This window comes from Mesorhizobium sp. M1295, from assembly GCF_040318135.1.
GTDB lineage: Bacteria > Pseudomonadota > Alphaproteobacteria > Rhizobiales > Rhizobiaceae > Mesorhizobium.
Genome location: NZ_JAMYLU010000011.1, coordinates 76,600 through 99,469, shown reverse-complemented (window position 1 = coordinate 99,469; position 22,870 = coordinate 76,600). Strand labels below are relative to the sequence as shown.

The window sequence follows — 22,870 nt, the reverse complement described above, 5'->3', positions numbered from 1 at the left end:
CACGAAGACATCGCAGGAGCAAAAAATGATCCGTCACACCGTCGTGTTCACGCTAAAACACCCGCCGCACTCGCTTGAGGAAAAAAGGTTCCTCGCCGATGCCAAGAGGATCCTCACGGCGATAAAGGGCGTCACGCATTTCGAGCAGTTGCGGCAGGTCAGCCCCAAGAACGAGTACCGCTTCGGCTTCTCGATGGAGTTCGCCGATCAGCGGGCTTACTCCGGCTACAACGATCATCCCGACCACGTCGCCTTCGTCCGCGACCGCTGGATCCCCGAGGTCGAGGCGTTTATGGAGATCGACTACGTGCCGCTCGGCTGGGGCTGAGACGGGGAAGCGGCGCTCCAAAAAATCAATACCCCGCGTCGCGGTCCACCACATTTTCCAGCGCTTCGCCGCGCTCGAAGGCGTCCATCTGGCGCAGCATGATCGGCGCCAGGTGGACCGGATCGGAAGTTGCCGCCGCATGCGGCGTCACGAACACTTTAGGATGGTTCCATAGTGGGCTGGTCTTCGGCAGCGGCTCGACCTCGAACACGTCGAGGCTGGCTTCCTTCAGCGTGCCGTCGTCCAGTGCGCGCAGAATGTCGGCGTCCTTCTGCAGCCTGCCGCGCCCGGCATTGATCAGCACCGCGCCGCCGAGGCCGTTGCGCTTGCGCAGCTCCTTCAGCACGCCGTGGTTGATGATGCCGTGCGTCTGCGGCGTCAGCGGCAGAAGCACCACCAGGATGTCGGTAGCGTTGAGGAACGGGATCAGGCCGGCCTCGCCCGCATAAGTCGAGACACCTTGCATCGGCCGATCGCTGCGCGACCAGCCATTGACCGGAAAGCCGAGCGACAACAGCACCGACGCCGCCGCGCGGCCGAGCGTGCCGAGCCCCATAATGCCGACCGAGATGTCGCTGGCCGGCCGCTGCTGCGGTTCGTGCCAGATCTTCTTCTGCTGCTGGGCGCGGTAGAGCATGCCCTGGCGATGGTGGTCGAGCACCCGCCAGACGACGTATTCGGTCATGTACTGGGTCAGGTTGTCGGCCACCACCTTGACGACCGGAACGTCGGGCAAGGTGGGATCGGCGAAGATGTGGTCGACGCCGGCGCCGATCGAGAAGATGGCGCGCAGATTGGGCAGCGACGACAACAGGTTCGGCCGCTGTTTCCACACCACCGCATAGGTGATCGACGGATCGGCGGCGCCATTCGGCTCGAGCACCACTTCGCGCTCCGCCGACAGCAGTTCGCGCCAGCGCAGCGGATGAATACCGGTGAGGGCAAGCAGGATGCGGCCTTTTTCCATTGCGGATTGTTTTTCCTTTTTACCAACAGCGTTCGCGTCCCGACGTGCAAGGGCGCGGCAGCGTTTTGATTTTGTGCATGATCTCTGGCGAAAATCTACTCGCTAACGATGCCGACCGGCGCCGTTTCGATCTTGAAGGCGGCCGAGATCAACGCCTTTGTATAGTCGGTCCGCGGGTTGCCAAAAATCTGTTCGGAAGGTCCGGCTTCGACGATCCTGCCATTGCGCATGACGATGACTTCATTGGCGAGCGCGCGGATGACCCTCAGATCGTGGCTGATGAAGAGATAGGCGAGGTCGTGCTTGGCCTGCAGGCTGCGCAAGAGGTCGACGACCTGCGCCTGCACGCTCATGTCGAGCGCCGAGGTCGGCTCGTCCAGCATGACGAAGCGCGGGTTGAGCACCATGGCGCGCGCGATGGCGACGCGCTGGCGCTGGCCGCCGGAGAATTCGTGCGGATAGCGGTTGCGCGTCGCCGGATCGAGGCCGACTTCCTGCAGCACGTCGACGACACGCTCGTCGCGCGCATCGGGCGACAGTTTCGGCTCGTGGATCTTCAACCCTTCCTCGATGATCTCGGCGACCGACATGCGCGGGCTGAGCGAGCCGAACGGATCCTGGAAGACGATCTGCAGTTCGCGCCGCAGCGGCCGCATTTCGTTGAAGGATAGCTGATCGATGCCGCGTCCGTTGAACTGGATATTCCCGGTCGACGAGATCATCCTGGCCAGCGCCAGGCCGAGCGTCGTCTTGCCTGAGCCGGATTCGCCGACGACGCCAAGCGTCTGACCGGCCCGCACGGTGACGTCGATGCCGTCGACCGCCTTCACATTGTCGACGGTGCGCCGGAAGAAGCCCTTCTTGATCGGAAACCAGACCTTGACGTCGTTGCCGACCATCACTGGCTTGGCGGCCTGATTGGCCGCCGGCGGCTTGCCCTTCGGCTCGGCGGCAAGCAGATGCCGGGTGTAGGCGTGCTGCGGATTGGCGAATATCTCCTTGGTCGGGCCGGTCTCGACGATCTTGCCCTTGGTCATCACGCAGACCCGGTCGGCGATCTTCCTGACGATGCCGAGATCGTGGGTGATGAACAGCATCGACATGTTCTTGCGGCTTTTCAGGCCGGCGAGCAATTCGAGGATCTGCGCCTGGACGGTGACGTCGAGCGCCGTCGTCGGCTCGTCGGCGATCAACAGTTCAGGCTCGTTGGCCAGCGCCATGGCGATCATGACGCGCTGGCGCTGGCCGCCGGAAAGCTGGTGCGGATAGGCGTCGAGCCGCTTCTCCGGTTCGCGGATGCCGACCTCGTGCAGAAGTTCCAGCGTGCGCGCCTTGGCGGTGCGATCGCCCAGGCCCTGGTGCAATTTCAGCACCTCGACGATCTGCTGCTCGATCGTGTGCAGCGGGTTGAGCGAGGTCATCGGCTCCTGGAAGATCATGGTGATCTTGTTGCCGCGCACGCGGCGCAAGTCTCTCTCGTCCGTGGCCAGCAGGTCGGCGCCGAGGAACAGTATCTTTCCCGAGGGGTGGCTGGCGGTCGGATAGGGCAGCAGCTTCAGCACCGACAGCGCGGTGACCGACTTGCCGGAGCCGGATTCGCCGACCAGCGCCACCGTCTCGCCCTTGGCAAGGTCGAAGGAAATATGGTCGACGGCGATCGACTGGTTGCCGCCTTGCGTGAAGGCGACGCTGAGGTCTCGTACGGAAAGGAGAGGGGCGGTCATGGCTCAACTTCCGCGACAACCCTGTCCAAGGCGGAAATTTCCGGTCGTATGATCGAAATTTTGGCTGCCATTTGAGGGGGGACGAGACGATTTGGTGCGATAGAATAGGTCTCTTTCAATCTCGTGTCCGCGGTCAGAAATTGTGTGCAGCCGAAGTGCATCGCTGTGGAAAGATGGATCGCGTCCGGTAATCTCAAGGAAAGGAATTCCGAACGCAACTGTGCTGCGTGCCAGAGAACCTCGCGAGTTATCGCCCCAATTGAGATGAAGGCATTGCCGATTGAAATATTGTCGTAGAGTTCGATCAGTCGATCATTGTTCTTTCTCATCAAGGGATCGACCATCAACTCTGCGAGCACGATCTCACTCGTCGCCAAGAAAAGCTGCTTTCTGCCGTCGTTCAGTGAAATGAGCTGAAGCAGTTTTTTTGCAAGCGCATCGTTGTTTTCAAAGGCATAGATGAAAATGTTGGTGTCGACATAAAGCCGGACTGCAGCCATCAATCCTCCCACTCATCGCGGAGGGCACGAACACGCGCGACAGCCTCGTCGAGGCTTGTTCCCGGCGCGTTGGCCTGAGCATTCCGCATGAGTTCAAGCAATTGTTCGCGGCCAAGAGGCCTGTTGGCCTCCTCTTCCACTGTCACTTTGACCGAGGCGCTCGGAGCTATGCCCCTTCGCAGTTCATCCGGGAGCTTCGATGCCGGGTAGTGTTGTTCAAGGATGACCCTATTCATAACCCTTTCCTTCCCCGACGTGCGGCTTGACGGACTGAACCGACGCCAACACCGTCATGGGTCCGGGTTCGCTCGATATCGGCCGGAATATAACATGCCGAATGCCAGCCCGCATCGCTCTCATCTGAACGTCTTGCGCGGATCGAAAGCGTCGCGGGTGGCCTCGCCGACGAAGACCAGCAGCGACAGCATCAGCGAGATGACGACGAAGCCGGAAATGCCGAGCCATGGCGCGTTGAGATTGCGCTGTGCCTGCTTCAACAACTCGCCGAGCGAGGCGGAGCCGGGCGGCAGGCCGAAGCCGAGATAGTCGAGCGAGGTCAGCGTCGAAATCGAGCCGCTAAGCAGGAAGGGCAAGAAGGTCAGCGTCGCCACCATGGCATTGGGCAGCAGATGCCGAAACATGATGGTGATGTTAGACACGCCAAGCGCGCGCGCCGCGTTGACATATTCGAAGTTACGGGCGCGCAGGAACTCGGCCCTTACCACGCCGACCAGTGCCACCCAGGAAAACAGCAGCATCAATCCGAGCAGGATGAAGAAGCCGGGCGGCAGGATGGCGGCGACGATCAAGAGCAGATACAGCACCGGGATGGCCGACCAGATCTCGATGAAGCGCTGGAACAGAAGGTCGGTCCAGCCGCCGAAATAGCCCTGCAAGGCGCCGGCCGCCACGCCGATCAGCGCCGAGCCGGCAGTCAGGACCAGGCCAAACAGCACCGAGACCCTGAATCCGTAGATGACGCGCGCCAGCACGTCGCGGGCCTGGTCATCGGTGCCCAGCCAGTTCCAGTTGCCGACGTTGCAGTTGGGGTCCGCTTCGCCTTTCGGATACTGGTTGCAGCGCGTCTTCTTGTCGTAGAGCCAGGATGGCTTGGTCGGTGCTGCTTCGGGAATGGCATTGTTGACGGTCTGGTAGGAGTAGCGCACCGGTGGCCAGATCATCCAGCCATTGGCGTCGATCTCGTCCTGGATGACCGGGTCGCGGTAGTCGGTGACCGCATAGAAGCCGCCGAATTTCTCCTCGGGATAGGCGACCAGGACCGGAAACAGGATCTCGCCCTTGTAGGAGGCGATGATTGGCCTGTCGTTGGCGATCAGTTCGGAAACCAGCGACAGCACGAACAGGAACAGGAATATCCACAACGACCAGTAGCCGCGCCGGTTGGACTTGAAGTTCTGCAGGCGCCGCTGGTTGAGCGGCGACAGAAAGGGCCGCGCGATCCGAGGCGGCGCCGTTTCGGCTGTGGCCTGCGCCATCAGACGTCTCTCCGCTCGAAGTCGATGCGCGGATCGACCCAGGTATAGATCAGATCGGACAGCAGCCCGACGAACAGGCCAAGCAGCGAGAAGATGTAGAGATTGGCGAAGACCACCGGATAATCGCGCTGCACCACCGAGTTGAAGCCGAGCAGACCGAGGCCGTCGAGCGAAAAGATGTTCTCGATCAGCAGCGAGCCGGTGAAGAAGGCCGAGATGAAGGCGCCGGGAAAACCGGCGATGACGATCAGCATGGCGTTGCGGAAGACGTGGCCGTAGAGCACCTGCCGCTCCGACAGGCCCTTGGCGCGGGCGGTGACGACATATTGCTTGCGGATTTCCTCGAGGAAGGAATTCTTGGTCAAAAGCGTCGTCGTGGCGAAGGCCGACAATACCAGCGCGGTCAGCGGCAAGGTCATATGCCAGAAATAGTCGACGATCCGCGCCGGCCACGACAGCTGGTCCCAATTGTCGGAGGTGATGCCGCGCAGCGGAAACCAGTCCCAGAACGAGCCGCCGGCAAACAGCACCATCAGCAATATGCCGAACAGGAAGCCGGGAATGGCGTAACCGACGATGACGACGCCGCTGGTCCAGACGTCGAAGGTGGAGCCGTCCTTGACCGCCTTGCGGATGCCGAGCGGGATCGAAATCAGATAGGACAAAAGCGTGATCCACAGCCCGATCGAGATCGACACCGGCATCTTTTCCAGGATCAAGTCGAGCACCGAAATGTCGCGGAAGTAGCTGTCGCCGAAATCGAAGCGGAGATAGTTCCACAGCATCATGCCAAAGCGCTCGAGCGGCGGCTTGTCGAAGCCGAACTGCTTCTCCAGCTTCTTGATGAATTCCGGATCGAGCCCTTGCGCGCCGCGGTATTTCGAGCCGACGTCGCCGGCCACATCGAAATTGGCGCCGCCGGCATCACCGCCGCCGCCACCGAGGCGATCGCTGCCGCCCTGGTTGGTCAGCCTGGCGATGACCTGCTCGACCGGCCCGCCAGGCGCGAACTGGATGACGGCGAAGGACACCGCCATGATGCCGAACAGGGTCGGGATCATCAACAGGATGCGGCGCAGTATATAGGCGCCCATCAGTTTTTACCCTCCTTAGGGAGGACCACTGTGGCTGGGGGTGCCCCCGAGGCAATCGCTTCAGGCCAATTGTCGACGCCGGCGCCGCCTCTCGTTGTCCTGCCGGACATTTCTCCCCGTATAGTGACGGGGAGAAAGGGGCTGGCCGTAGTCTCGGCGCTTTTGTTGCCATGTTTGTGGTTGGCGAAATCCTCGATGAAAGCCCCCCTCTCCCCGTCGCTATACGGGGAGAGGATGCCGGCAGGCAGGTGAGGGGCGGCGCCAACGCCCGCAAGAAATTCAGCCTTTGCCAATCTTTGCCGCCTTGTCTTTGTCGAACCACCACAGCGCTTCCATCGCGAAGCCGTAGTCGGGTTTCGTTTCGTCGAAACCGAACATGTCCCAGAAGGCCACGCGGTGATTCGCCGAATACCAACTAGGAATCCAGTCCATGCGCGCGCGCAAGACCCGATCCAGCGAACGCAGCACTGTCGTCAGTTCCTGACGGTTTTTGACGCGGTCTATCGCCTCGACAAGCATGTCGATCGCCGGGTCTGCCGTGCCGGACAGATTGCGCGATCCCTGCAGGTTGGCCGAGCGTGAATGGAAGATGCCGTCCATTCCCTCCCGTGTTGGCGTCGGCGAGAACAGCACCGCCATCGCTATCATGTCGAAATCGAAGCTCGCCTGCCTGGCTTGGTGCTGTGCCGACTCGACCAGGCGGATTGAGGCGTCGAAGCCGATGGCCTTCAAATTCTCTGCCCACGGCCCATAGATGCGCACCAAACCTTCGTCGTCAGCAAGGATTTCTAACCTGAAAGTTTCGCCGGCGGCATTCTGGAAAAATTGACCGGACCGTTTCCATCCCGCGTCAGCCATCAGCTTTTGCGATGCGCGCAGCAATTTCCGGTCACGGCCGCTGCCGTCGGATGGGGGCAGAGCATAGACTTCGCCGAAGACTTCAGGCGCAAGCTTGTCGCGAAGCGGTTCCAGCAGCGTCAGTTCGTCAGGAGACGGTACGCCGGTGGCTTTGAATTCCGATCGTTCGAAATTGGATTGCGAACGATCATAGAGGCCGTAGAACAGCGATTTGTTGGTCCATTCGAAATCGAAGCACAACGCAATGGCGCGGCGCACGCGCATGTCCCGAAACCGTTCGCGCCGCTGGTTCAAGGCTGTCGCGTACATTAACGGGCGCTTTTCGGAAGGAAACTCGCGTTTAACCACCTTGCCCGCGGTGAGCGCCGGAAAATCGTAGCCGGTAGCCCATACGCGCGACGTTGCCTCTTCGCGGAAATGGACTTCGCCCTTCTTGAAAGCCTCGAAAGCCGCCTGACGGTCGCCATAGAACTCTATGCGCAGCTTGTCGAAATGGAACTGTCCTTTATTGACCGGCAGGCCGCGGCCCCAATAGTCCACGACGCGCTCGAACTCGATTGTCTGTCCCGGACGCACCAACCCGACCTTGTAAGGGCCGGATCCGAGCGGCGCCTTCATGCGGGAGCTGTCAAACGGGGCGATCGCGAAATATGCCTTGGAGAGGATCGGGAACGTTGCGACATCCAGGATGGTGCGTTCCGATTGCTTGCCCGAAAAAGTCAATCTCAGCGTTCCAGTATCGGCGGCGACGGCTTGGGTCATCTCACGGAGCGGCAGCGAGAGATCGGGATGGCCCTGATCCTTGAAAAGGGTGAACGTATATGCGGCATCCTCTGCGGTCAGCGGCGAGCCGTCATGCCAGCGCGCCTGCGGGCGCAGGGCGAACTCGAACATGTTGCGGTCCGCCGAGATCGTCACGCTTTCAGCCAGCAGTCCATAGATGGAATCCGGCTCGTCCTGTGCGCTGGTCATGAGCGAATCGAAACACATTTCCATGCGCGGCGGGGCGTCACCCTTGGGCACGAAGCTGTTCAGCGTGTTGAAGGTGTAGGGATTCTGGTTGAACACCCATTGCGATGGGCCGAAATTGAAGATGCCGCCCTTGGGCGCGTCGACATTCACATAGTCGAAATGCGGGAAATCAGGAGGATATTTGAGATCGCCGAAGGCCGACAGGCCGTGCAGTTTCACGCCGGTTGGGATCGCGGCGAAAGCCCGCCCGGGCAGCAGCGCTGCGGCCGCGGCTGCACCGCCAAGGGCGAGGAAGCCGCGACGGGGCAGCGCCGCCATCAATTGCCACTCTTGTATTTTGCCGCCAGCGCCTTTTCCTTGACCGGATCGACCCACCAGGAATCCGTGTCCACGCCTAAATAGGCAGGCTGCTTTTCAGGCATGCCGAACTTGTTCCAGTAGGCCAGCCAGACCACGGGCCTGTGCCATTGCGGCACGACATAGTAATTCCACAACAGCACCCGGTCGAGCGCATGGGTGGCAGCAACCAGATCGTCGCGGTCGGTGGCGTAGATAACGCGGTCGACCAGCGCGTCGACAATCGGATCCTTAATGCCCATCAGATTGCGTGAGCCAGGTGCGTCGGCGGCTTTTGAACTCCAGAAGTCGCGTTGCTCGTTGCCGGGCGAATCCGACTGTGGGAAGATCCCCGTCACCATGTCGAAGTCGAAGCTACGGGTGCGGTTCACATATTGACTGGGGTCAACAATGCGAAGTGCGGCATCAATACCGATCTTTCGCAAATTATCGACGTAGGGATTTGCGATGACTTCGTCTGTCGGGTCCCGTCCCAGGATCTCCAGCTTGAATTGCTGGCCCGTTTGGGCATTGACCATTTTGCCGCCCTTGATGACCCAACCAGCCTTGGCGAACAGGTCGACCGCGGACTTCAGGTATTTACGCTCCGCCTGCGGCGTGTCGTAGACCGGCAGTTTGAATTCCTCGGTGAACACTTCAGGCGGCAGCTTGTCACGATATTGCTCGAGAATCTCCAGCTCCTTGCCTTTCGGCAGGCCGCTGGACGCCAGGTTGGTGCCCTGGAAATAGCTGCTCGTGCGGGTGTTAAGACCGAAGAACAGCGTACGATTCATGCTTTCGAAATCGAGCACGTCGGTCAACGCCTCGCGTATGCGTCGATCCTGAAACTGCGGACGTCGCAGATTAAGCGCGAAACCCTGCATCGGCTCGGGCGACTCGGTCTTGAACTCCCTCTTGATGACGTCGCCTTGCTTGATCGCGGGAAAGTTATACGCCGTCGACCAGCGTCTGGAGCTGTTTTCCGCGTTGATGTCCTCAAGCCCACCCTTGGTGAATGCCTGCCAAGCCGCATTCTCATCGAGGATGTAGGTGTACCGCTTCGTGTCGAAATTCTCTCGGCCGATCTTCACCGGCAACTTGGCGGCCCAATAGTCAGGCACGCGCTGCCATACAATTTCCGAACCTGGCTTGAAGCTGGCGATCTTGTAAGCGGCCGAACCCAGCGGCGGCTCCAGCGTCGGCCGGGTGACGTCGCGCTTCTTGCCGTTGGCGTCAGTGCCATCCCACCAGTGCTTGGGCAGTACGACGAGGTCGCCGAGAATCTTGGGCAGTTCGCGATTGCCCTTCTGGCTGAAATGGAACTCGACCTCACGATCGGAGATTGCGACCGCATCGGTAACGTTCTCGAAATAACGGCTGTATTGCGGGCTGTTGGCCTTTAGCACCTGGAACGACCAGAGCACGTCGTCGACGGTGATCGGCTGGCCGTCATGCCACTTCGCCCGCGGATCGAGCCGGTAGGTCGCCGAGGAATAATCGGCCGGATATTTATAGGCTTCAGCGACCAGCGAATGGCTGGTGCTGCCTTCGTCGGTCGCCTGCTCCATTAGCGTGTCGTAGAGCAGACCGCCGCCAAAAGGGACGAAGCCAGCGGCGGCAGAACCCTGGACGATGTAGGGATTGAAGCTGTCAAACGTGCCGGGCGCCACCGAATTCAGCGTGCCGCCCTTGGGTGCATCCGGATTGATGTAATCGTAGTGCTGGAAGTTGTCGCCATATTTGGATTCGCCGATCAGCGACGAGGTCGTGCGCCATTCGTCCGCGAGGGCCGCCTGCAGGCCGCCGGCAAAAGCAGCCAGCATAAGCACCGATTTCAGAAGCGTCCGCGCTCGGCCAACCGTCATGCGTTCTCCTCTTCGCGATATAGCGCCGTCACGATAGCGTCTGGGCCCAATCTAGATCATTTGGCGGCGCTGAAAACCGCAACGGAGCGGCTTTGTCGTCGCATATGCATTTTTCCTAACGAAAAAGCCGGGCTGAACCCGGCTTTTTCAAGGATTATGTCATTACAGTTTTGTTATTTTGCGGGTGCAGCCGGAGCGGCTGGCGCCGCGCCTTCTGCCGGCTTGGCAGGGGCTGCACCTTCGGCCGGCTTGGCGGGCGCGTTCTCGGCCGAGGCGCCGGGCGCCGGCAGCGGCTTCGGATTGTCCGACAGCGTGCGCAGATAGGCGATGACGTTGGCGCGGTCCTCATCCTTCGGCAGGCCGGCGAAACCCATCGCGGTGCCCTTCACGAACTTCTTCGGCGAGGTGATGAAGTGGTTGAGGTTGTCGTAGGTCCACTTCTCGCTGCCGCCCTTGGAGAACTCCTTCATGCCGGCAGAATAGGCAAAGCCCTCATGCTCGGCGACCGGACGGTCGATGATGTCCCACAGATCGGGGCCCACCTTGTTGGGGCCGCCCTTTTCGCCGGAATGACAGGCCTGGCATTTCTTGAAGACGGCGGCGCCCGCTTCGGCGTTGGCGGTGGTCAGCAGCTCGGCGATCGGCTTGGCCTCCGCGGCGGGAGCGGCCGGGCCGCCTTCGGCAGGCTCGGTCGCCTCGATGGCAAAGCCGGGCTTTTCCGGCGCCGGCGAGGCAAACAGCGCGTCGGACACGATGCCAACGGAAAAGACAATGAACACCGTGCCGAGGAAAGCGGCGAGCAGCTTGTTGACTTCGTTGGAATCCATACGCCCCAGGCTCCCTTTTCCGGCGGACCGATCCGTCCACTCCGTCCGTCGGTATCGTGAACCACCCTGCGAGGCGGTCAAATCGCGCGGAAACTAGGTCTTTTGCTCCGGCGTTGCAACACCTATAAGGGCGCTGCCAGTGAGACCTTTTGCCACTTTTGTCCTCCTCTTTTTCGAGCCCCTGCCCGCCTCATGTCCACCCTCATCCTGATCCCGGCCCGCATGGCCTCGACCCGCCTGCCGGGCAAGCCGCTGGCCAACATCGCCGGCACTCCGATGATCGTCCACGTCGCCCGCCGTGCTGCCGAGGCCGGGCTCGGCCGGGTCGTCGTCGCCACCGATACGCAAGGCGTTGCGGAGGCGGTGCGCGCGCATGGTTTCGAGGCGGTGATGACACGGGCGGACCACGAAACCGGCTCCGACCGCATCTTCGAAGCGCTGACCATTCTCGACCCTGGCAACAGCGTCGAGACCATCGTCAATGTGCAGGGCGATCTGCCGACCATCGAGCCCCTTGTTATCGGCGCCGCGCTGAAGCCTTTCGAGAACGCAGCGGTCGACATCGCCACGCTCTGCGTCGAGATCGTCCGCGACGAGGAAAAGACCAATCCGAACGTCGTCAAGCTGGTCGGCTCGCCACTCTCGGCGACGCGGCTCAGGGCGCTCTATTTCACCCGCGCCACCGCCCCCTGGGGCGAAGGCCCGCTCTACCATCATATCGGCCTCTATGCCTATCGCCGCGCCGCACTCGAACGCTTCGTTGCGTTGAGGCCGTCGCCGCTGGAGCGCCGCGAGCGGCTGGAGCAGTTGCGGGCGCTCGAGGCCGGCATGCGCATTGATGCGGAGATCGTGCAGTCGGTGCCGCTTGGCGTCGATACGCCGGACGATCTCGAACGCGCCAGGGCACTCCTTTCCAACTAAGAAATTCTTCCCCCAATTCCCGAGACTCTGCGCATGCCTGAAAAGACCAACAAAATATCCTTCCAGGGCGAGCCGGGCGCCAATTCCGACACCGCCTGCCGCAACATGTTCCCGTCGATGGAGCCGTTGCCGTGCCCGACTTTCGAGGACGCCTTCAACGCGGTCGAGACCGGCAAGGCCGATCTGGCGATGATCCCGATCGAGAACACCATTGCCGGCCGCGTCGCCGACATCCATCACCTCTTGCCGGAATCGAAGCTGCACATCATCGGCGAATATTTCCTGCCGATCCACTTCCAGCTGATGGTGTTGCCCGGCGTCAGGCGCGACGAGATCAGGACCGTGCACAGCCACATCCACGCGCTCGGCCAATGCCGCAAATACATCCGCAAGAACGGCTGGAAGGCGACGGTTGCCGGCGACACGGCGGGCGCCGCCAAGATGGTCGCCGCGATGAAGGACCGCACCATGGCCGCGCTGGCGCCGGCGCTGGCCTCGACCCTCTACGGGCTCGACATCATCGAAGAGAATGTCGAGGACACCGACAGCAACGTCACCCGCTTCGTCGTGCTGACAAAGAACAAGCAATGGGCCGAACGCCCCTCGGCCGACGCCAAGATGATGACGACCTTCATCTTCCGCGTCCGCAACGTGCCGGCGGCGCTCTACAAGGCGATGGGCGGCTTCGCCACCAACGGCATCAACATGACCAAGCTGGAAAGCTACCAGCTCGGCGCGTTTACGGCGACGCTGTTCTACGCCGACATAGAGGGCCATCCCGACGATCCGCTGGTGAAGCTGGCACTCGACGAGTTGCGGTTTTTCTCGCGCGAAATGCGCATCCTCGGCGTCTATCCCGCCAGCGCCTCACGCGAGCAATGGAAGGTGGCGGATTAGGATCCGGTCAGGTCAGGCCGAGCTTGTTCTGCCTGGCCGGCTTGCCGCATTCGCGGCGGCTGATCGACCGGTTCATGGCGTCGATCTTGCCGCTTGCCTGGTCGGCGTCACGTTTGGCTTTTGAGCGCATGTCCGGCGTGAACGGGCCGAAGCCCGTCGCCGGGTTGGAGAAGGACGGCTTGGCGTCCACCGGCAAATGATATTGCTGCGCCAGGCCGTTTCGTTGCGCCAGCAATTGGTCGCAAGGCACCTTGTCATATAGCAGCGAGGACTGGACGTTTTCGTCCTGCCGTTCGGACATCGAATTGCCGACGCAGCCGGCCATCGCCAGGCAAGATGCCAAGACCATCATGTTCCAGCGCATGAACGTGCTCCTTGTCTTTCGCAGCTGCCGCCTCTCATGCACAGCGGCAGAAATCTTAGCCAGATTTTACGCTGCCGGAAAGCAAGCTTGCCACCACGGCCAACCCTTCGACCGGTTCGCGGCGATCCTGCCGGATAATCGTTGCCTGCAGCGACAGGACCGAAAAGCCGTTGGCGTCCAGAACCCGCTCTACATAGCTTTGCGAATGCGCATAGCGGCGCGACGGCTGCAAGGCGAAATCGCCGCTGCCAGATAGGTCGCCGCCGGAGAGCGTCTCGACGGAGAACGCAAACAGACCGCCGCCGGCAAGCATTCCGGCAATCTTGTTCACCACCTTGTCGAGTGCGCCGAGATAGATGAACACATCTGCCGCCGTCACCAGATCGGCTTTCGGGCCTGAATAGCAAAAATCCTGCAGGTCCGTCTTGACGAGCAGATCGTAGACGCCTTTGGCGCGCGCCTGCCTCAGCATGCCGGCCGAGATGTCGTAACCCTCCAGCCGATCGGCGATCGGCCGCAGTCTCTGGCCCATGAGGCCGGTGCCGCAGCCGAGATCGAGCACCAGCGAAAACCGGCCCGGCCGTGCTGCCCGGATGGCTCGGTCGAGACATTCGGGCAGACGATAGCCTAGCCTGTCGACCAGCTCACCCTCGAAGCTTCCGGCATAGTGGTCGTACAGCGTCTCGACAAAGGCGCTGGGCGGCGCCTGGGCGGCCGCTGCCTTGCCGATCAATTGCAGCTTGAGCACCGCGCCGAGCCTGTCCGCCGGGTCCAGCCGCAGTGCCGTCGTCCAGGCCTGCGCGGCGAGATCGGGCGCGCCCGCCGCCTCCTGCATCTCACCGAGGCGGAACCAGCCGGCCGGCCATTGCGGCGCCAGTTCGAGCGCGCCGAGCAGCAATTCCGACGCTGCCGCATGATTGCCGGACGCATGGAGCATTTCGGCATAGTCGGCGCGGCGGTCGGCGGTCGGATCGCCGGACGAAGTCTGGAGCGGTTTCATGGGAATCAGGTTCCACCGGTGTTTTGCGGCCGGCCTGCGCTCTATGCTGGAGTCAGCAGTGACTTACAACAGGCTTCCCGCGCCGGAATTAGCGCCTATCTTGGGGCCATGCGCGCCAGCGACCTGCTTCATCCCCGGCCGGAAGGGCTGTATTGCCCGCCCGGCGATTTCTTCATCGACCCGGTGCGGCCGGTCAACCGGGCGCTGATCACACATGGCCATTCCGACCATGCCCGCTCCGGCCACCGCTCGGTGATGGCGACGCAGCAGACGCTCGACATCATGGGGCTGCGCTACGGCGAAGATTTTGCCGGAACGACGCAAGCCGCCGTGCTCGGCGAGACGATCACGCTCGACGGCGTCACCGTCAGCTTTCACCCGGCTGGCCATGTGCTGGGCTCGGCGCAGATCAAGGTCGCGCATCAGGGCACATGCATCGTCGCGTCCGGCGACTATAAGCGCCAGAAGGACGCGACCTGCGAGCCGTTCGAGCCACTCAAATGCGACGTCTTCATCACCGAGGCGACGTTCGGCCTGCCGGTGTTCCGCCATCCGCCCGATAGCGAAGAGATCGCCCGGTTGCTGAAATCGACCGAGCAGTTTCCCGAACGCACGCATCTGGTCGGCGCCTATGCGCTTGGCAAGGCGCAGCGCGTCATGCGCCTGCTGCGCGATGCCGGCTACGAAAAGCCGATCTACATCCATGGCGCGCTGGCCAAGCTCAGCGAGTATTTCCAGAGCCAGGACATCGATCTCGGCACACTGGAACCGGCGACCGTCGAGAGCGGCGCGAAAAGCGACTTTGCCGGCGCTATCGTCGTCGGCCCGCCATCCGCGTTCGCCGATCGCTGGGCGCGGCGTTTTCCCGATCCGATGTCGTGCTTCGCCTCAGGCTGGATGCGCATCCGCCAGCGCGCCAAACAGGGCGGCGTCGAGCTGCCGCTGATCATCTCCGATCACTCCGACTGGGACGAGCTGACAGCGACGATCAAGGAGACCGGCGCCGAGGAAATCTGGGTGACGCATGGCCGCGAGGAGGCGCTGGTGCGCTGGTGCGAACTCGAAGGCATCGCCGCCAGGCCGCTGCATCTGGTTGGCTATGAGGACGAGGGCGATTGATGGTGGAAATCGCCGGTATGGCGTTCTGTCGCGCCCCCCTCTGGCCTGCCGGCCATCTCCCCCACGAGGGGGGAGATCGGCAGCTTTGGCGCCGCGCTCGTTCCCTCAACGCTGGAGATCGGCGAAACCAGTGGCGACATCCAATCTCCCCCCTCGTGGGGGAGATGTCCGGCAGGACAGAGGGGGGCGCGAAGGATCGCAAGCTTCCCCCCTTGGCGCTCCTCCCATGAACCGCTTCGCCGAGCTTCTCGACCGGCTGGTGCTGACGCCGTCGCGCAACGGCAAGCTGACGCTTTTGACCGATTATTTCCGCAGCGTCGAGGATCCTGACCGCGGGCTGGCGCTGGCGGCCATCACCGGCGATCTGTCCATCGCCGCGGTCAAGCCGGCGATGCTGCGCACGCTGGTCGTCGAGCGCATGGATCCGGTGCTGTTCGGCTATTCCTACGACTATGTCGGCGACCTGGCCGAGACCGTGTCGCTGGTCTGGCCGCAAGCGCCGGTCGACATTGCGAACCACGAGCCGACGCTGGCCGAAGTGGTGGCGAAGCTGCAGGCGGCGAGCCGTTCGGACGGGCCTCAGGTGCTGGCCCGGCTGCTCGACAGCGCCAGCACTTCGGCGCGCTTTGCCATCATAAAGCTGGTCACCGGCGGCCTGCGCATCGGCGTCTCGGCGCGGCTGGCCAAGCAGGCGCTCGCTGATTTCGGCAGGGTCGAAATCGCCGAAATCGAGGAACTCTGGCACGGCCTGACGCCGCCCTATATCGCGCTGTTCGCCTGGCTGGAGGGTAAAGCGGAAAAACCCAGGAAGACGGCGCTGGCGCTGTTCAGGCCGGTGATGCTGTCGAATGCCGTCGGTGACGGCGACCTCGAAAAGCTCGACCCGGCCGACTACGCGGCCGAATGGAAATGGGACGGCATCCGCGTCCAGGCGGTTTGCGAAGGCGGCATTCGCCGGCTCTATTCGCGCACCGGTGACGATGTCTCCGGCGCCTTTCCCGATCTTGCTGAGGCGATGGATTTTTCCGGCGCCCTCGACGGCGAGCTTTTGGTCGGAGACCCCAGGCAGGCGACGGGCACGTTCTCGGATCTGCAGCAGCGGCTGAACCGCAAGAGCGTGTCACCCAAGATCCAGCAGCAATACCCGGCCTTCATGCGCTGCTACGATGCGCTGCAGATCGGCGACGAGGATGTGCGCGGACTTCCCTTCCGCGAACGGCGCGGCCGGCTCGAGGCCTTTGTGAGGACACTCGATCCGAGCCGCTTCGATCTGTCGCCGCTGGTCGAATTCACCAACTGGCAGGCGCTGGAGGAATTGCGCCGCAAGCCGCTGCATCCGGTCATCGAAGGCGTCATGCTGAAGCGCTGGGATTCGCCTTATGTGGCCGGGCGGCCGAAGGGCCCCTGGTTCAAATGGAAGCGCGATCCGCACACGGTCGACGCCGTACTGATGTATGCCCAGCGCGGCCACGGCAAGCGCTCGAGCTTCTATTCCGATTATACATTCGGCGTCTGGTCCGGGCCGGAAGGATCGGAAGAGCTGGTGCCGGTGGGAAAAGCCTATTTCGGCTTCACCGACGAAGAGCTGAGGCAGATCGACAAATATGTCCGCGACAACACGATCGAGCGCTTTGGCCCGGTGCGCTCAGTGCGTGCCGACCGCAGACAAGGCCTCGTACTGGAGGTGGCATTCGAAGGGCTCAACCGCTCGACGCGGCACAAATCGGGCGTCGCCATGCGCTTCCCCCGCATTTCACGATTGCGCTGGGACAAGCCGGCGGCCGAAGCCGACCGCATCGAGACGCTGCAGGCGCTGCTCGACAGTTAACTTAAGGAAGGACTGAAACGCGGATCTCGTAGATGTCGACCGACTTGCCCTGCTTGTCGAAGTCGGAATTGATGGCGATGGTGCCGGCAGCGCCCGGACGCTTATCGGGAAGGCGCACGTCGAACAGATATTCATTGCGCTCGCGACCGACCGCATAGCGCTTGCGGCCACAGTCGCCGAGTTCGCCGAAATTGCAGTCGACGGAAATCTGCGTCTCCTGCCCCTCCTCGGAGCGTGCGATGATGTCGAATGTGGCATGCTTGCCGGCGATCCTCTCCAGCACGCCTTGCCCGACGTCGAAGCTGATGGCCGAGCCGGATGCGCCCGAGCGGATGCGCAGGAAGGAACCGCTTTCGTCCTGGACAACGTCGGCCTTGGCGTCCGACGGCGCATTGACCTGCGTCGGGTCGCCCGGCGAAAACACGTTGATCCAGTCGCGCGCCTGGTCCTCCTCGCCCTGCTTTGGCGGCGAAGCGGTGTCATCCGGCGTGAAATCGTCGCCGTCGACCGTTGGCGGCACTTCCGGCGGCGCCGTGTCGAGTTCGGTTGCCGATTTGAAGACGCCGGTCTGGTTGGCGAAATAAAGGCCGATGCCGGCGGCTGCGAGCAGCGTCACACCGAGGAAGATCGCGGTCAAAGGCAGGCGCCGCCGCCTCGCCCGCCGGTCGTCGCGGTCGAGCGTCACTTCCGCATCGTCGGTTTCGACGTCGGCTTCGGTCGGAGCCGAGGCCCCCATGTCGATCACCGGCACTTCGGCAACAGGTGCATCGGGCATGATGTCGGGGACGACCGGCAGGACGCGCGACCGAGGCGCATCGGATTCGGGCGGCTGCGCCGGACCGTCAACGACGACATCGGGCGACGGCACGGGCTCGGCTTCGGTTTCGGTTTCAGCTGGAGGCTCCACCGCCGGTGCTGTCTCCAAACTGTCGGTCGGCGCGGCGACGTCGGGAACCGCCGGCAGGAATTCCGATTCGATTTCGGTGATCTTGGCCTGGACCGCCTTGCGGCGCTTGATGGCGACCTCCACGGTGACGTTTGGATTGGCCTGCAGGGCACGGTCGAGTGCCGCGAAAGCCGATCGATAGACCCGCTCGCGAAACGCCCGGTCGTCGGCATTGCCTTTCTCGAAGGCATTGCGGATCGCTTTTTCGATCGCGTCCAAGCAAATTCCCTCTGCAATTTCACTCACATTGTCATGATCGTTAGCCGCAGGCGACCAATCAATCAACAAGCGAGCGGCCGCATTCTGCCTTGCCGAGGGGTGCAAAGCTCATTTCGGCGGTTTTCGGTAAAGGAATCAACATTTTTCGCTGCTTTTCCGGTCACGGCGGCAACGTGGCGGTCGGGGCGGCCGTGCGAAACGGCGTCGCACGGCCTATGGCGGATCGGCGCGGCTGCTGCCCTTGCGCCCGGCCCGGGACCGATACGATTTGCCAAGCCTCGTCCTTGAATTCGCGGCTGCCATCTTGAATTCAACGCTACCATCTTGAATTAAACGCTGGTTGCGTCTATCACCCAGCCCATCCTGGAAGCTCGGCTTCCCGGGCCGCTTTAGCTCAGTTGGTAGAGCACATCATTCGTAATGATGGGGTCGCGTGTTCGAGTCACGCAAGCGGCACCAAACGACCTATCCCGCGCGCCTCCTTCAACCAGCGCTCAGCCGAGTGGAAAGGCCGACGCCGCCGAGACGAGCGCGAGCATTGCCAGCACGACCCCCGCCGCCCGGCAGATGACCCGATGATGCCGCATCGCGGCAGCGCGCACGACCGGACGCGAAAGGGCGACGGCCAGAAATCCGTACCAGCCTATGTCGATGATGGCGACGATGGCCGCGACCATCAGCATCTCGTTCGAATTCCGGATCGGCAGCATCAGCCCCATGAAGGCGACGGCAAAGAAAGTGGCGGTTTCAGGCGAGAGAATGCTGATGAGAAACCCGCCGGCAAACAATCCGGCCTGCCGTCTCTGAGGCTCGTCGCCGGCGGCCGGCGGCGCCGTTCTGGCGATGCGCAGGGCCATCCAGCCAAGGACCGCCGCACCGGCGATCTTGACCGCCGGCACCGACAGCGACCCGGAAAGATGAACGGCGCCAAACGCCACCAGGACCGCCAGCACGGCGGTTCCGGCGCCGATCCCGGCCACGAGCGGAATCGTCCTGCCAAAGCCGTGCAGGGAGGCAAGGCTGCCGGTCGCGAGCCCGATCGGGCCTGGCGTGATCATGATCACCGTATATGCCGCCAGGAATTGCAGCATGGCCGTCGACAGTAGAAGCGAATTTGACATTGCAGCCTCCCGTTTGTTGCGTCGATCACAGAGCGGCGAGGAATTCCGTCGCGCCCCAGCCGCCGGACGCCGGCGGCGGTTCCCCGCACCGCCGCCGTTGCCCGCCTTCGCCCCCGGATCGTGAAGGCGTCGTGGTGTTGGGAGGTCCATCCACGCTGCGAGCAGAAGCCTACGCGGAGCGGCGGGCATGCAAATCGGTACCGCCACCCATTTTTAGGCGGTCGATTTCCCAGTTTTCGCGGAAATTTCGCGGCGGGAACTACCCAGAGCCTGTTCCATCCCGACAGAATCGGCTGGAATCATGGTCCCGTCTGGTGCGGTTCCAACGGATGGGTGCCGGTCAGGAGCCACGGCTCGCCGCGCAGCCGCAGGAGGATTTCCATGCGGTTTGCGGCGTTGAGCTTGCCGAGCAGCGAGGAGACGTGATGCTCGATCGTGCGGGGCGAGCGCGACAAATGTCGCGCGACTTCCTTGTTGCTGATGCCCTGGGCGATCAGGGCGAGCACCTTCTGCTCGTGCTGTGTCAGGCCGAGTGGATGGCGACGGGCCGCCGCATAGGGTCCGCGCTGCACCTTCGGCAGCAGGCCTGACAGGCCCTGACGCTGCGCGAGCTTGCGCGCCAGCGCTGCGGCCGCGGGCGCGTCGATCTCGTCCAGCATCGCCACGGCGCGAGCGAGCGCCGTTCCGGCATCCGCCCCACGAACCTGCATGAGGGCAAGTGCTGCCTCGTAGGGCAGCGAGTAACGCGCCCACTCCGCCGCGGCGGCCTGCGGGTCGCCGACAAGCTCGGCGGACCAGGGCGACGGTATGGGCGCCGATAGCGCCGGCAGCGATCCGGGCATTCCGCATCGACGCCACCAGACCGACAATTCGCCAAGGTCCCTGGGGCGGAAATTGTCGAGGTTCATGGCCGCCAGCTCGGTAAGCTGCGCGTGGCCGGCGCCGATATCCTCGGCAAGCCAGGCCGCCTCCGTCAGCGCCAGGCGAACCGGGACGATACGCTGCGGCTCGCCGGTCGTCTGCCCCTCCGCAAGGGCCCGCTGCAAAAGGTCGACGCCGTCGGTCTCGCCCAGCCTTACGCGGACCGTGCCAAGCACGGTGAGCGCCGGCAAGTGCATCACCATCGGCAGGCGCTCCACATTCATGACGCCCTGAGCGATGGTTGCGGCCTCGCGAAACCGGCCCTGTTCCATGCAAAGCTGCGCCTGCCGGCCGAGCAGGTATTGCGCCGCCGAATCGAGGTCGTGCCTGGTGCAGAATGCGATGCCTTCGGCCAGCAGCCGCTCCGCCAGCTCGAAGTCCTTGGCCACCACCGCGCATTCCGCAAAGTTCGTATAGGCCCGCGCCGCATGGTCGTGGAGCCCGTGCTCGAGCGCCAGGGCAAGGCTTTCCTCCAGCCGCTCACGGCCGCCGGGACGGTCGGCGAACATGAGCGCGGTGCCGACATTGTTGAGGGCGTGAACGCGCGTCTCGACCTCACCCAGCCGATCGGCCAGGCTGATCGCGCGCTCGCCCCATTCGATCGCCTCGTCGAAACGATAGTGCAGCATGTGGAGCTGCGAGCGTGTGCTGTAGGCCATTGCCACTTCGGGACCCGGCGGCAGCCTTTCCACTTCATGCACGGCCTGGTCCGCATACTCTTCCGCCTGCGGGCCTTCGCCGCGCCGCCAGTGCAGCCGCGACAGCCAGCGCAAATTGAGCCCTATCTTGTCGACCCGGTCCAGCTGCCGCCAGATGGCGATGGCGCGATGCCGGGCCTCGATGATGGCATCATAGACAAGCAGTGCCAGGCCGGCCTCGTAGGCCCAGTCCTCGTGCAACTGCGCGGCCAGTTCCGGCGGGGCTTGGTCGACATATCTGAGTGCGGTCGCCAGATGCGAGGCCGCCTCCCGGTGCGCGCCCAGGCGGGCGGCCTGCCGGGCGGCGAGCGGCGCGAGTTCGAGCACGCGTTCGCCATTGTCGGCGCCGCCGGCGTGATGGACGCGGCGCGAAAGCAGAGCGCTTGCCTGCGACGCCGGAACTTCAGAGAGTGCCGCTTCGACCTTGGAATGGAGCGAGCGTTGCAGAGAGAGGGAGAGCCGGTCGAGCGTCGCTTCCCTGGCAAGCTCGTGGCGAAATGTCAGCGCGCCCTGATCGTCCCGCCGCAGCAATCCACGGTCGACGCATCGATCCACGAGCGCTTCGGTCTCGTCCCCGAGAAGGGCCCGGATCAGCCACGGCTCAACGCTGCCCGGCATGATGCTCATGACCTCCAGCACGTCGCGCTCTCCAGGCGTCAGGCGCGACAGGCGGGACCACACCGCGTCGCGTATGGAATCGGGCACGCGCGCCGATTCGGTCTCGCTGCTGGACAGGAGCTCGGTAACGAAGAAGGGATTGCCCTCAGTAATGCGGTAAAGCCCGTCGGCGGAACGGCCGGCCTGTTCGGCCAGCATCGTAACCGCCTGGGGAGACAGCGGTTTAAGCGTCACGCGGCGTACGGAGGCGGCGGGAAGATCGCCGAGCACGTGGGTCAGCGGGTGATCGGCGTTCAAGTCCTCTCTGCGCATGCTGAGCACCAGCATGGTGCGGAGCAGGGAGACGCGGCGACCGAGATATCTTACGAGGTCGAGCGTCGCATTATCCGCCCAATGCATGTCCTCGAAGATGAGCACGGTCGTGCCCTTGGCGCGCTGCAGCGCGTTCAGCAATGCCGGGAAAAGCCGCTCCGGGGCTGCGGTCTCCTCAAGCAGCGCTGCCACGCGCGGGTCGAGCAAGTGCGCCATGTCCTGGAGAGGGCCCAATGGACGCGGCGTGAAGAGCGCCTCGCACCAGCCCCACAGCACCCGGCAGTCCCGGTCGGCGTTTTCCGCGAATTCGCGCAGCAGAGAGGTCTTGCCTAGGCCCGCCTCGCCATGCACCAGCACGGTCCCGCCATGTCCGGCAGCAGCTCTCTCGGCCGCGGCCAACAAAGCTCCAAGTGGGTCCTCTCGCTCAAGCAGCATCAAACCCGCGCCTCCAGAACATTGAAGGTACAACAGTAGGCAATGAGTGCAACACGCTCATTTCACATGACCTCACATGACCGCGGCGATTTGGCAAATCACCCCTGGGAAGCGGGCGTTATTTTGTCCCGGAGCCGATATGTTTGCTGCTGCCATAGGCATGAAGACTACAAAACAGGCAGACAACCAAGGCGGCGACAAGACCTAGCGAAGCGGGCTGGATAGCCTCACTTCCGTGATGATAGCGTGAAAGAAACGCGTTCCATCGATCCAGCCCAAAGCCTATCTCATCGTCGGCCGTTCCGGCCTGACGTTCAACAGGGGGTGAAAATCATGGAAGAGGAAGACGATGTCCTAAGCGACCTGAGCTATGTCGCCGAAAATTTCGATGATGTGGCAAAGGAAACGATCGTCCTGGTGCTGGAGGCTGCGATCGCCGAGATCATTGGCCTCAGAATTGCCCTGCAGACTGCCGCGTCGAAGGCGACACGGGCAACAGACTGA

20 protein-coding genes and 1 tRNA gene are annotated in these 22,870 nt (G+C 62.9%); 7 read left to right on the top strand and 14 right to left on the bottom strand.

Annotated elements, in window-relative coordinates:
- Window positions 1–25: 25 nt before the first annotated feature.
- A complete protein-coding gene (locus NKH29_RS17115; protein WP_352483257.1) occupies window positions 26–328 on the top strand; it encodes a Dabb family protein in 303 nt (100 codons plus the stop codon).
- Between the two features lie 25 nt (window positions 329–353).
- On the opposite strand, the gene NKH29_RS17110 is transcribed toward NKH29_RS17115, so the two are convergent.
- From NKH29_RS17110 to NKH29_RS17070, 9 genes are all read right to left on the bottom strand, one after another.
- Window positions 354–1,295: a 2-hydroxyacid dehydrogenase gene (locus tag NKH29_RS17110; RefSeq protein ID WP_353000177.1), complete on the bottom strand. Its 942-nt coding sequence runs from the start codon at window positions 1,293–1,295 to the stop codon at window positions 354–356.
- A gap of 95 nt (window positions 1,296–1,390) precedes the next feature.
- Window positions 1,391–3,019, bottom strand: a complete 1,629-nt coding sequence (locus tag NKH29_RS17105) for an ABC transporter ATP-binding protein (RefSeq protein ID WP_352483258.1) — start codon at window positions 3,017–3,019, stop codon at window positions 1,391–1,393.
- A complete protein-coding gene (locus NKH29_RS17100; protein ID WP_352483259.1) occupies window positions 3,016–3,519 on the bottom strand; it encodes a type II toxin-antitoxin system VapC family toxin in 504 nt (167 codons plus the stop codon). The genes NKH29_RS17105 and NKH29_RS17100 overlap by 4 nt, the downstream gene beginning before the upstream one ends.
- On the bottom strand, window positions 3,519–3,755 hold the full coding sequence (locus tag NKH29_RS17095; protein ID WP_352548783.1) for a hypothetical protein: 237 nt from the start codon (window positions 3,753–3,755) through the stop codon (window positions 3,519–3,521). Before NKH29_RS17095 ends, NKH29_RS17100 begins: the two co-directional genes overlap by 1 nt.
- A gap of 120 nt (window positions 3,756–3,875) precedes the next feature.
- On the bottom strand, window positions 3,876–5,015 hold the full coding sequence (locus tag NKH29_RS17090) for an ABC transporter permease (protein ID WP_352590825.1): 1,140 nt from the start codon (window positions 5,013–5,015) through the stop codon (window positions 3,876–3,878).
- On the bottom strand, window positions 5,015–6,109 hold the full coding sequence (locus NKH29_RS17085) for a microcin C ABC transporter permease YejB (protein WP_352488119.1): 1,095 nt from the start codon (window positions 6,107–6,109) through the stop codon (window positions 5,015–5,017). Before NKH29_RS17085 ends, NKH29_RS17090 begins: the two co-directional genes overlap by 1 nt.
- Window positions 6,110–6,388: 279 nt before the next feature.
- Window positions 6,389–8,257 carry an extracellular solute-binding protein gene (locus NKH29_RS17080; protein WP_353000175.1) on the bottom strand — a complete coding sequence of 623 codons (1,869 nt, stop codon included), beginning with the start codon at window positions 8,255–8,257 and terminating at the stop codon, window positions 6,389–6,391.
- Window positions 8,257–10,140: an extracellular solute-binding protein gene (locus tag NKH29_RS17075; RefSeq protein WP_353000174.1), complete on the bottom strand. Its 1,884-nt coding sequence runs from the start codon at window positions 10,138–10,140 to the stop codon at window positions 8,257–8,259. Before NKH29_RS17075 ends, NKH29_RS17080 begins: the two co-directional genes overlap by 1 nt.
- 173 nt (window positions 10,141–10,313) lie before the next feature.
- Window positions 10,314–10,967, bottom strand: a complete 654-nt coding sequence (locus NKH29_RS17070) for a c-type cytochrome (RefSeq protein ID WP_352483264.1) — start codon at window positions 10,965–10,967, stop codon at window positions 10,314–10,316.
- A 192-nt stretch (window positions 10,968–11,159) separates the two neighbouring features.
- Here NKH29_RS17070 and NKH29_RS17065 point away from each other — a divergent pair, with 192 nt between their 5' ends.
- A complete protein-coding gene (locus NKH29_RS17065) occupies window positions 11,160–11,888 on the top strand; it encodes a 3-deoxy-manno-octulosonate cytidylyltransferase (protein WP_352493745.1) in 729 nt (242 codons plus the stop codon).
- A gap of 33 nt (window positions 11,889–11,921) precedes the next feature.
- Window positions 11,922–12,785, top strand: coding sequence for a prephenate dehydratase (locus NKH29_RS17060; RefSeq protein WP_352548789.1), 864 nt, complete (start codon window positions 11,922–11,924; stop codon window positions 12,783–12,785).
- A 7-nt stretch (window positions 12,786–12,792) separates the two neighbouring features.
- Here NKH29_RS17060 and NKH29_RS17055 read toward each other — a convergent pair whose 3' ends face one another.
- Both NKH29_RS17055 and NKH29_RS17050 read right to left on the bottom strand, forming a co-directional pair.
- A complete protein-coding gene (locus tag NKH29_RS17055) occupies window positions 12,793–13,149 on the bottom strand; it encodes a hypothetical protein (RefSeq protein ID WP_352548791.1) in 357 nt (118 codons plus the stop codon).
- Between the two features lie 55 nt (window positions 13,150–13,204).
- Window positions 13,205–14,149 carry a class I SAM-dependent methyltransferase gene (locus tag NKH29_RS17050; RefSeq protein WP_353000172.1) on the bottom strand — a complete coding sequence of 315 codons (945 nt, stop codon included), beginning with the start codon at window positions 14,147–14,149 and terminating at the stop codon, window positions 13,205–13,207.
- A gap of 108 nt (window positions 14,150–14,257) precedes the next feature.
- Here NKH29_RS17050 and NKH29_RS17045 point away from each other — a divergent pair, with 108 nt between their 5' ends.
- Window positions 14,258–15,268 carry a ligase-associated DNA damage response exonuclease gene (locus tag NKH29_RS17045; protein WP_352857398.1) on the top strand — a complete coding sequence of 337 codons (1,011 nt, stop codon included), beginning with the start codon at window positions 14,258–14,260 and terminating at the stop codon, window positions 15,266–15,268.
- A 226-nt stretch (window positions 15,269–15,494) separates the two neighbouring features.
- Window positions 15,495–17,096 carry a cisplatin damage response ATP-dependent DNA ligase gene (locus NKH29_RS17040; protein ID WP_352548794.1) on the top strand — a complete coding sequence of 534 codons (1,602 nt, stop codon included), beginning with the start codon at window positions 15,495–15,497 and terminating at the stop codon, window positions 17,094–17,096.
- A gap of 1 nt (window position 17,097) precedes the next feature.
- Here the strand turns inward: NKH29_RS17040 and NKH29_RS17035 are convergent, their stop codons facing one another.
- Window positions 17,098–18,261, bottom strand: coding sequence for a hypothetical protein (locus tag NKH29_RS17035; RefSeq protein ID WP_353000170.1), 1,164 nt, complete (start codon window positions 18,259–18,261; stop codon window positions 17,098–17,100).
- Window positions 18,262–18,644: 383 nt separating this feature from the next.
- Here NKH29_RS17035 and NKH29_RS17030 point away from each other — a divergent pair.
- Window positions 18,645–18,720 (top strand) — tRNA-Thr (locus NKH29_RS17030).
- 35 nt (window positions 18,721–18,755) lie between these two features.
- Here NKH29_RS17030 and NKH29_RS17025 read toward each other — a convergent pair.
- Window positions 18,756–19,382, bottom strand: a complete 627-nt coding sequence (locus tag NKH29_RS17025) for a LysE family translocator (protein WP_352963368.1) — start codon at window positions 19,380–19,382, stop codon at window positions 18,756–18,758.
- A gap of 299 nt (window positions 19,383–19,681) precedes the next feature.
- Entirely contained in the window at window positions 19,682–22,366 is a 2,685-nt protein-coding gene (locus NKH29_RS17020; protein WP_353000168.1) for an ATP-binding protein, read from the bottom strand.
- 333 nt (window positions 22,367–22,699) lie between these two features.
- Between NKH29_RS17020 and NKH29_RS17015 the strand changes: the two genes are divergently transcribed.
- Entirely contained in the window at window positions 22,700–22,870 is a 171-nt protein-coding gene (locus tag NKH29_RS17015) for a hypothetical protein (protein ID WP_352483273.1), read from the top strand.

Bases quoted from the DNA above. Each gene is read 5' to 3' on its own strand.
- NKH29_RS17090 (WP_352590825.1), bottom strand. From the start codon at position 5,015: ATGGCGCAGGCCACAGCCGAAACGGCGCCGCCTCGGATCGCGCGGCCC.
- NKH29_RS17065 (WP_352493745.1), top strand. From the start codon at position 11,160: ATGTCCACCCTCATCCTGATCCCGGCCCGCATGGCCTCGACCCGCCTG.
- NKH29_RS17050 (WP_353000172.1), bottom strand. From the start codon at position 14,149: ATGAAACCGCTCCAGACTTCGTCCGGCGATCCGACCGCCGACCGCCGC.
- NKH29_RS17115 (WP_352483257.1), top strand. From the start codon at position 26: ATGATCCGTCACACCGTCGTGTTCACGCTAAAACACCCGCCGCACTCG.
- NKH29_RS17105 (WP_352483258.1), bottom strand. From the start codon at position 3,019: ATGACCGCCCCTCTCCTTTCCGTACGAGACCTCAGCGTCGCCTTCACG.
- NKH29_RS17020 (WP_353000168.1), bottom strand. From the start codon at position 22,366: ATGCTGCTTGAGCGAGAGGACCCACTTGGAGCTTTGTTGGCCGCGGCC.
- NKH29_RS17075 (WP_353000174.1), bottom strand. From the start codon at position 10,140: ATGACGGTTGGCCGAGCGCGGACGCTTCTGAAATCGGTGCTTATGCTG.
- NKH29_RS17070 (WP_352483264.1), bottom strand. From the start codon at position 10,967: ATGGATTCCAACGAAGTCAACAAGCTGCTCGCCGCTTTCCTCGGCACG.
- NKH29_RS17060 (WP_352548789.1), top strand. From the start codon at position 11,922: ATGCCTGAAAAGACCAACAAAATATCCTTCCAGGGCGAGCCGGGCGCC.
- NKH29_RS17085 (WP_352488119.1), bottom strand. From the start codon at position 6,109: ATGGGCGCCTATATACTGCGCCGCATCCTGTTGATGATCCCGACCCTG.
- NKH29_RS17025 (WP_352963368.1), bottom strand. From the start codon at position 19,382: ATGTCAAATTCGCTTCTACTGTCGACGGCCATGCTGCAATTCCTGGCG.
- NKH29_RS17095 (WP_352548783.1), bottom strand. From the start codon at position 3,755: ATGAATAGGGTCATCCTTGAACAACACTACCCGGCATCGAAGCTCCCG.
- NKH29_RS17015 (WP_352483273.1), top strand. From the start codon at position 22,700: ATGGAAGAGGAAGACGATGTCCTAAGCGACCTGAGCTATGTCGCCGAA.
- NKH29_RS17100 (WP_352483259.1), bottom strand. From the start codon at position 3,519: ATGGCTGCAGTCCGGCTTTATGTCGACACCAACATTTTCATCTATGCC.
- NKH29_RS17040 (WP_352548794.1), top strand. From the start codon at position 15,495: ATGAACCGCTTCGCCGAGCTTCTCGACCGGCTGGTGCTGACGCCGTCG.
- NKH29_RS17080 (WP_353000175.1), bottom strand. From the start codon at position 8,257: ATGGCGGCGCTGCCCCGTCGCGGCTTCCTCGCCCTTGGCGGTGCAGCC.
- NKH29_RS17110 (WP_353000177.1), bottom strand. From the start codon at position 1,295: ATGGAAAAAGGCCGCATCCTGCTTGCCCTCACCGGTATTCATCCGCTG.
- NKH29_RS17045 (WP_352857398.1), top strand. From the start codon at position 14,258: ATGCGCGCCAGCGACCTGCTTCATCCCCGGCCGGAAGGGCTGTATTGC.
- NKH29_RS17055 (WP_352548791.1), bottom strand. From the start codon at position 13,149: ATGCGCTGGAACATGATGGTCTTGGCATCTTGCCTGGCGATGGCCGGC.